Consider the following 6,971-nt stretch of genomic DNA (forward strand, 5'->3'; position numbering starts at 1 on the left):
CTACCTTGTAGAGATTTTCTTTCAGATGATACCAATCTAAAATTTCTTGTCTTTGTTCATTGTCTCCAATTTCTTTAAATATGTTCCAAATTCCGGCATGACCATCTCCTAGGCAATACATAGGGTGTAGTAATTTTTGGCTATTACTCCAATCAATTAAATCTTGATTATTTTGAAAAAATGCTCCCGAATAAACATTATCTAGACACACGGCTTTATAGTCTTTCCAGTAACCACCCTCGCCCTTGGTTTCGTTGCGTAGCCTGACTTTTCCCCCATCTAATGTAATTTCTTGGACTCCTTGTTTAGATGTAGGCAATTCAAATTGTTGTCTCTTAACTAATCTTTGTAATGTACTGTGAGAGTTTTTGATACCCGTAAATTTTTCCAAGTCTTTTTCTGCCATTTGATAAGATTCGTTGGCACTGATTAAAAGACAACATTTTTCCATCAGTGGACTAAATTGACTATAAGCTTTCAAGCCAAAATATTTTGCCTGATTATCTGTAAGGTCGAGGGAGCCGACTATTGATTTTATTTTTCGGGGTTTTCCTGTTTGAATTCCTGATACTGCTGAAAAAAAAAGCTACCTAGTTCTGGACCCACTTCTTCTAACATTTTCTGACGCACAGCTTTTTCTATACTTTCAAAACTTTTTAACTCGGTTGGCTCGGTATTTCTGTAAAGAATTTCTGCTGCCGCTTTTAAGTGGGCTTTTAGCTGTTGTTGGTCTGAGGGTGTCATTTTCTTTACCTCATCTTTATTTTACGATTTTACTAGCTTTTTTATTTTAAGCCTTTTTTGACATATTCGCAAAAGTGAGATGCACCCAATTAGAACCCGCAGACTATCAACGCTGTACTGCTTCTGCGATGGATGTTGGTCAATATAAATTTGATCATCAATACTTGTTAAATGCGGATAAAGATCGCCCTGACATAATTCTTAGAGATGGTAGTTTGTTTCCACAAGATGCCTACTTAGATAACTTCTTAATAGACAACAGAGGAGGTGAGTTTACTCGTGAAGCTATCCGAGAACTTTTTAACTGTCTTCACTGTGCTAGAGCTTACAAAACCATTTACTGTGGTGTTTCAAAAAATGTCCAACTGAAAGTATATAGCGCTATTTTAGACTGGTATATTACCAAGGAAATAGATCCCAATTGGGAAACAGGTAATTATACTCTTAATGATGCTCAGATGATGACATTATTATTGGGGGGTTATAGGTTTAAAAAGAATTTAACCGAAACTATTGCTACTTGTTTAATTCGTCGTTCTTTTACTACAAGAGCAGCTTTGAATGAAAAAGCTAATCTTCAGGCTCTGGATTCCTATTTTAATCGCTATGAAGAAAGACATGATTTTAATATGGGTCCCTATCGTGATTTGTGTAATATTTTTCATGTATATATGTTTTTTATGGGGCATTCCACAAGTCCCCGTCAACTTTTACCTCGCTATGAATTTTTCCACGATTCTTCTCTAGGTTCAGCAACAAGCGTAGCACAAAAAATTCTTACTGCTATAGACTATTCAGGTGTATTTGCTGACAATGAACATTCATTTTCTATGTCTCCAGACGAAGAAGCCATTATTTATGCGATCCCAAAAGTTACTATGCAAGCTCACCGCGAATCAAAAAATATTGGTGAATATTTAACTCAACACACTAAACAATTACTTATGTCTCGATATAAAACTTTATATCAAAAATTCTATAAGGAATATCAACTGTGAAAATCGTCGCTGGCATCAGTTTAAAGGGAATTAAACCGCGTGTATGGGATAGAACCTCAGAGTATTACCTTCCCCAACTACACGCGGTAATGATTTCCTACGCGGATTTTCACAAAATGCCTAAACGCAGGGGTGAGGCAATGGAAAACGGACTGCACGAATCTCTGGGTATTCCTACTCAAGTTCAAATTTATCTTGATAACGGTGCTTTTTACTTTATAAAACGTGATGGTGAAACGCCAAGAAAAGAGTATGAAGAGTTTGTAGAAAAAGCTAAACCAGACTGGTATCCAATTCCTCAAGACTTTATTCCTACTCCCAAAATGACATTTAAGGAGCAGAAACAATGTTTTAAGCGCACAATGGAAATGAATCTGGCTTATAAAGACAATCCATCATACATTCCTGTTATTCACATTAGCGAATTGCTTGAAGATTATGTAAATGAAATCAAAGCCCATAAGGAATTCCTAGCAAAACCATATATTGCTTTGGGTGGCATTGTACCAAATTTACTAGGCGCTCCTAAAGCAATACCTTATCAGAAAATTCTATCTAGCATTCAACATATACGCGAAGAATTTAAAAATACAAAACTTCATGTTTTTGGCATTGGTGGCACAGCAACTATACATTTAGCTGCTTTACTGAAGATTAACTCAGTAGACTCAAGCGGTTGGCGCAGTCGGGCGGCACGGGGGATGATCCAATTGCCTGGAACCGGAGAGCGAATTGTGGCTCCTTTAGGTAGCTGGAGGGGTCGTCAAGTCAGTCAAGAAGAAGAAAAAAAACTAGAGGAATGTCTCTGTCCAGCTTGTCGTCAGTATAAATTAAATGGACTGAAAATAAGTGGTATGGAAGGTTTTTGTAATCGAGCTACTCATAACTTGTGGATACTACTGGAAGAGGCTCGACTAATTGAAGAGCATCTATATAATAGTGGGAATTATAAGGAGTGGTACAAGGAACACTTAGATAACACCATTTATCGTCCACTGATTGCTCAAATAGTGGAAAATTTGGAATCAAAAGAAGTCGGTAAAGGCTAAAGCTATGAAAGTAAGGGTTTGGCGACAATAGCGATCGCACCCTGACCCCTCAAAAAAGCGTGTGAAGCGCGGCTATCCCCTAGGGAATCGCTGGCTCAAGAGTCAAAAACGCCACCTCTAAAGCTGAGCTAGCTCTCATTTACTTTGCATATTGTAATTATCACCAAAACCTATCATTTTTTCTCAGTAGCTTTCCGCTGCTCCCTTCGGGTTTTACAGCAAAAGTTAAATACGCCTGAGCTTATCTGCACGGAGCGAAAAGTTTTGTTACAATAGGTAAGCTGTTACAAATCGTAACTTATGCTGGTTTCTATTTTAATAATTGACGTTGCCCTCGTTGCCTGGTCTTTGCACTTAATGCAAGAGGCGATCGCGCAACGGGAATTTTCACTAATGCTAGCCGGCACCCTAGTTGCGGTTTCAGCCGCCGCCCTGCTAGTCGTCTACTTCCTCATGGGGTCTTGTTTGAGCCATTTGACGGAAATATCGCAACACACTTACTAAATCATAGTAGGGATTGACCATTGTCTAGAAGCGATGAGATTTTTGGAAAAAAAAGCCGAAAGCCTTGCCAATCCAGGGTTCAAAACTAATTTGCCCAAAAAGCTTGACAAATATTGGTCAGTTAAGGCATGATTGAGAGCGCGAAAAGAAAGGGGAATTAGCTCAGTTGGTAGAGCACTACAATGGCATTGTAGGGGTCAGCGGTTCGAGCCCGCTATTCTCCATAAAGAAAACCCGTTTACACAGCGGGTTTTGTTATTTCTACAACCAAACTCGTAGATCTGCTATTCTCAATTAGGGGTGACACTCACTGACAATCCCAGACACTCCATGCGATAAATCTGCGATATGCCCAAAGGGTCGGTAAATATAGAAGTTTTCAAGGATCGGCTGCGGCTTGCCTGGTCATGGCAGGGCAAACGTTTTTGGCTCTACATCGGCTTACCAGACACGATGGTCAATCGCAAAGCCGCCTCCATGAAAGCCAGCCAAATCGAGCTAGACATCGCTAGTGGCAACTTCGACCCCTCCCTGGTCAAATACAAGCCACAGAAACAAGAATCAATCTCTGTTTCTGAGTTGTTTGACCAATTTGTCGAATACAAGCGCCGATCCATCTCCAACGGTGGATTGACTAAATATCTGGCGTTACAAAAACACGTTTCTGTGTTTTTCAACGAAAAAACCACAATTTCTGTTTCTGAAAGTGTTGCTGAGAAATTTCGAGATTGGCTGGCACAGAAACTTGAACCCGTCACCGTAAGGGAACGGATCGTTTTGATGAATGCTTGCTGGAGTGGGGACTAAAAAAGAAGCTGGTAGTCGAAAATCCTTGGGCTGATGTTCACGTTTCGGTCGCACCCAAACAGCGCCCGCAGCCGTTCACGCTTACAGAAATAAGCGCCATCGTTCACAAATTTCGCTCAGATCCCGAACTTAATCACTACGCGGACTATGTGGAATTCAAATTTGGCTGCGGTCTACGTACCGGAGAAGCAGCAGCGGTCCTCTGGCGACATTGTTCACCTGAGTGCGATCGCATCTGGATCGGAGAAAGTTTGAGCAACGGATCTCGCAAATCCACCAAAACTAATAAGGCGCGCACGGTGCCGCTAACACCACGCCTGCAACACCCATTGCTCGATCGACGACCGACTATCCCTCACGGGCCTCTGGATCTAATCTTCACCAGCACAAACGGCTGTGCGATCGACTCCAAAAATTTCTGCAACCGTTACTGGAAACCAGCGCTTGCTAAATTAGGGATTGATTATCGCAAACCGTATAACACCCGACACACTTTGATTTCGCATGGTTTGGAATCTGGCATGAATCCGGTGGCAATCGCATCGCTTACCGGCCACAATGTCAGAACGCTCTATGAAAACTATGCCGGATTAGTCAACCCGCCAAAACTACCAGATTTGTTGCCCGCTTTGAACGCTGTTTTGCACCCGGTTTCTGAGGTTGATTCTCCGGTTTCTCACCGAGATACCTCTCAATAAATTTCTGATGGTCGGGATGATTGATATCGCCATTGCAAGTTATTAATTGGTTCAACAAAACAGGATTATAGAGAACTTTTCCGCTAGGATTTCTCCCCCAGTGAATCCCTTCTATAAGTCTGTTTTGCTGTCGGTACCGCAGAAGGGTTCGATCGCTACCATTGAGGATTTTACCAGCAGTTTTTGCATCACAAAAGTTGTTCACGTTCACTTGGTTTAACTCCTAATAACCCTTTGATTACATTGTCTTTAATCATGTTTTGACGCATCATTTCACTAAGGAAAATGTGGGATTCAACTGCTGAAAGCTCTTTAACTTCGTCACTGAAAACTTTCCACCGAAAATCCTGTTCAGTGGTTATTTTGATCGAATCTTTGTCCATTTTTACCCTCAATAATTCGACTGATTCTTTCTTTGACAATTTCATCCTGAGTATTTAGCCAGCAGTCGATCGCCTCTTGGCTATATTTAGTCCCCGGTGCCTTCCACGCATAGAGTTGACTAATCAGACTTTGCATCTGCTCAGGATAAAATTCATCCCACCAAATCAAGGCAATCTCACGCATCTTTTCCGCGTCAATTTGTTCGATTTGTTCGATTGGTGGTGGTGGTGGCTCACCCACAACATCAGCCGGGGTGTCAGTCGGCGCGTCAGTCAGCGCGTCAGTCACGGGCTGCGGTTGGTTCAGTTCAGCCGATTCTGTGGTTATGACTTGGCCGCTCTGTTCTATGGCTTCTGTGGGTGGAGTTGGTGAGGTCGGTTGTCCAAGCAAAGCAGTGAAAGCGACTTTTTCGGCTTCCGTCAGCGCATCCCAGACTTTTTGGCGATCGGCAGCCCCTTTGCCACAAACATCTTTGAGAATGACTTGGATCTCTGTGGCAAATTGAGAATCATTTTCGGCGATCGCAAACCTAATGAAATCGATCAGCTCTGCTTCCTCTTTTTCCTGTGCTTCTGCTTGTGCCTCTGCTTCTGTTTTTTGTTGATCAACTTGGGAATTTTCAGGTCGATCAGTCTGAAATCCTTGCTGTGTATGGGTCGGATGGGTGCGCTCGACCTGCTCAACTTTATCTCCCAAACTATCGGATTTTTCATCAGGGCGAAATTCTGAGTTCTGGCTCAGGTCAGCGTTGATAGTCCTTGCTGTCTGTGTTTGGGCAAAAATATCTTTTTTTTGTGTTTTTTGTAGTTCATGTTGATCCACTTGTTGAGTCTGATTTTCAAGTTCTTGCTGGGATTGGATTTCAGCTTGCACATCTTCAGCGCCATCCTCATGATCAACCCCCCTTTTTTCAGTGTTTGTCAGGGTGGATTTACAGCACTTCCGGGTGTTATGAGGTACAATAAGAATAGATTAAAAAAATACATCAATGAAAGCATATTCAGTAGATTTGCGAACAAAAATAGTAGCAGCCCATCAAGAGCAAAATCTGTCGATCAGAAAAACAGCAGCGATATTTTCCGTCAGTAAAAGCTTAGTTCAAAAACTGGTCAAGCAACAAAAAATAGAGGGGAATTTACAGCCGAAACCCAGGGGAAAACCGAGATACAGTCATTTGAATAATTCCACAGCAGAGTTGAGAGAAATAGTGGCCGCACATCCCGATGCAACCTTACTAGAATTGTGTGAGTTATTTGCCCAGAAGACGGGAAATTGGGTGGGTAGAACAGCTATGTGTAACGCCTTAGAAAAGTGGGGATTAAATCGTAAAAAAAAACAGTGAGAAGTAGCCAACCCGGCACTGAAAGAGTCATGAAATTAAGGTTAGAGTATTGGGAAAAACTCAAGCATATCGACCCAAAAAATCTAATATTTTTAGATTAGACAGGAGTATTACGCTTGTTTAACCAGAACTCATGCACGTTCCCAACGAGGAACGAGAGCCTATGCGGTCAAACCTTTTTATCGAGGCAAGAAAGTCACAGTAATTGGTGCAATCAGTTTCCAGCGGGTAGTAGCATTAATGACCATAGACAACTCGATGGATAGCCAAGCATTTGATGTGTTTATCGCTCAATGTTTAGTGCCACAATTGTGGTCGGGAGCAGTAGTAGTGATGGATAACTTACCAGCGCATAAAGTAGACTCAATTAGGGAGCGTGTCACTTTTGCGATGAGTATTTATACTAAAGTATTTCTTCGCTTACCAATTAAGTCATTTAAGTAAG

The 6,971-nt window shown here is 41.6% G+C and carries 9 protein-coding genes, 1 tRNA gene and 1 pseudogene; 8 read left to right on the top strand and 3 right to left on the bottom strand.

What is annotated here, in order from left to right:
• Positions 1-744 (bottom strand): annotated as a pseudogene (locus tag QUA62_RS28630) (ISKra4 family transposase); the annotation flags it as partial.
• A gap of 74 nt (positions 745-818) precedes the next feature.
• Here QUA62_RS28630 and QUA62_RS28635 point away from each other — a divergent pair.
• The 6 genes from QUA62_RS28635 to QUA62_RS28660 all read left to right on the top strand — a co-directional run bounded on the left by QUA62_RS28635 (position 819) and on the right by QUA62_RS28660 (position 4,800).
• A complete protein-coding gene (locus QUA62_RS28635; RefSeq protein ID WP_333408198.1) occupies positions 819-1,742 on the top strand; it encodes a hypothetical protein in 924 nt (307 codons plus the stop codon).
• Positions 1,739-2,791, top strand: coding sequence for a hypothetical protein (locus QUA62_RS28640; protein ID WP_333408199.1), 1,053 nt, complete (start codon positions 1,739-1,741; stop codon positions 2,789-2,791). The genes QUA62_RS28635 and QUA62_RS28640 overlap by 4 nt, the downstream gene beginning before the upstream one ends.
• Before the next feature lie 300 nt (positions 2,792-3,091).
• Positions 3,092-3,295: a hypothetical protein gene (locus QUA62_RS28645; RefSeq protein ID WP_190659577.1), complete on the top strand. Its 204-nt coding sequence runs from the start codon at positions 3,092-3,094 to the stop codon at positions 3,293-3,295.
• A 151-nt stretch (positions 3,296-3,446) separates the two neighbouring features.
• Positions 3,447-3,519 (top strand) — tRNA-Ala (locus tag QUA62_RS28650).
• Positions 3,520-3,643: 124 nt separating this feature from the next.
• Positions 3,644-4,102, top strand: a complete 459-nt coding sequence (locus QUA62_RS28655) for an Arm DNA-binding domain-containing protein (protein WP_333408200.1) — start codon at positions 3,644-3,646, stop codon at positions 4,100-4,102.
• On the top strand, positions 4,084-4,800 hold the full coding sequence (locus QUA62_RS28660; RefSeq protein WP_333408201.1) for a tyrosine-type recombinase/integrase: 717 nt from the start codon (positions 4,084-4,086) through the stop codon (positions 4,798-4,800). Before QUA62_RS28655 ends, QUA62_RS28660 begins: the two co-directional genes overlap by 19 nt.
• A gap of 188 nt (positions 4,801-4,988) precedes the next feature.
• Here QUA62_RS28660 and QUA62_RS29565 read toward each other — a convergent pair whose 3' ends face one another.
• Together QUA62_RS29565 and QUA62_RS28665 are read right to left on the bottom strand one after the other, a co-directional pair.
• Complete coding sequence (locus QUA62_RS29565; protein ID WP_445301733.1) at positions 4,989-5,228, bottom strand: hypothetical protein; 240 nt, start codon at positions 5,226-5,228, stop codon at positions 4,989-4,991.
• Positions 5,152-6,057: a hypothetical protein gene (locus QUA62_RS28665; RefSeq protein WP_333408202.1), complete on the bottom strand. Its 906-nt coding sequence runs from the start codon at positions 6,055-6,057 to the stop codon at positions 5,152-5,154. The genes QUA62_RS29565 and QUA62_RS28665 overlap by 77 nt, the downstream gene beginning before the upstream one ends.
• Positions 6,058-6,172: 115 nt before the next feature.
• Here QUA62_RS28665 and QUA62_RS28670 point away from each other — a divergent pair, with 115 nt between their 5' ends.
• Both QUA62_RS28670 and QUA62_RS29570 read left to right on the top strand, forming a co-directional pair.
• The gene (locus QUA62_RS28670; RefSeq protein WP_333408203.1) at positions 6,173-6,526 is read left to right on the top strand and encodes an IS630 transposase-related protein; all 354 of its coding nucleotides are present in this window, start codon (positions 6,173-6,175) and stop codon (positions 6,524-6,526) included.
• A 96-nt stretch (positions 6,527-6,622) separates the two neighbouring features.
• Positions 6,623-6,970: a transposase gene (locus tag QUA62_RS29570; protein ID WP_445301734.1), complete on the top strand. Its 348-nt coding sequence runs from the start codon at positions 6,623-6,625 to the stop codon at positions 6,968-6,970.
• Position 6,971 lies beyond the last annotated feature (1 nt).

It is taken from the genome of Microcoleus sp. MON1_C1 (assembly GCF_036701945.1).
In the GTDB taxonomy this organism is placed as follows: domain Bacteria; phylum Cyanobacteriota; class Cyanobacteriia; order Cyanobacteriales; family Microcoleaceae; genus Microcoleus.

What these genes read in the sequence shown, in the direction of transcription:
- QUA62_RS28670 (WP_333408203.1), top strand. Translation starts at nt 6,173, where the DNA reads ATGAAAGCATATTCAGTAGATTTGCGAACAAAAATAGTAGCAGCCCAT.
- QUA62_RS28655 (WP_333408200.1), top strand. Translation starts at nt 3,644, where the DNA reads ATGCCCAAAGGGTCGGTAAATATAGAAGTTTTCAAGGATCGGCTGCGG.
- QUA62_RS28645 (WP_190659577.1), top strand. Translation starts at nt 3,092, where the DNA reads ATGCTGGTTTCTATTTTAATAATTGACGTTGCCCTCGTTGCCTGGTCT.
- QUA62_RS29565 (WP_445301733.1), bottom strand. Translation starts at nt 5,228, where the DNA reads ATGAAATTGTCAAAGAAAGAATCAGTCGAATTATTGAGGGTAAAAATG.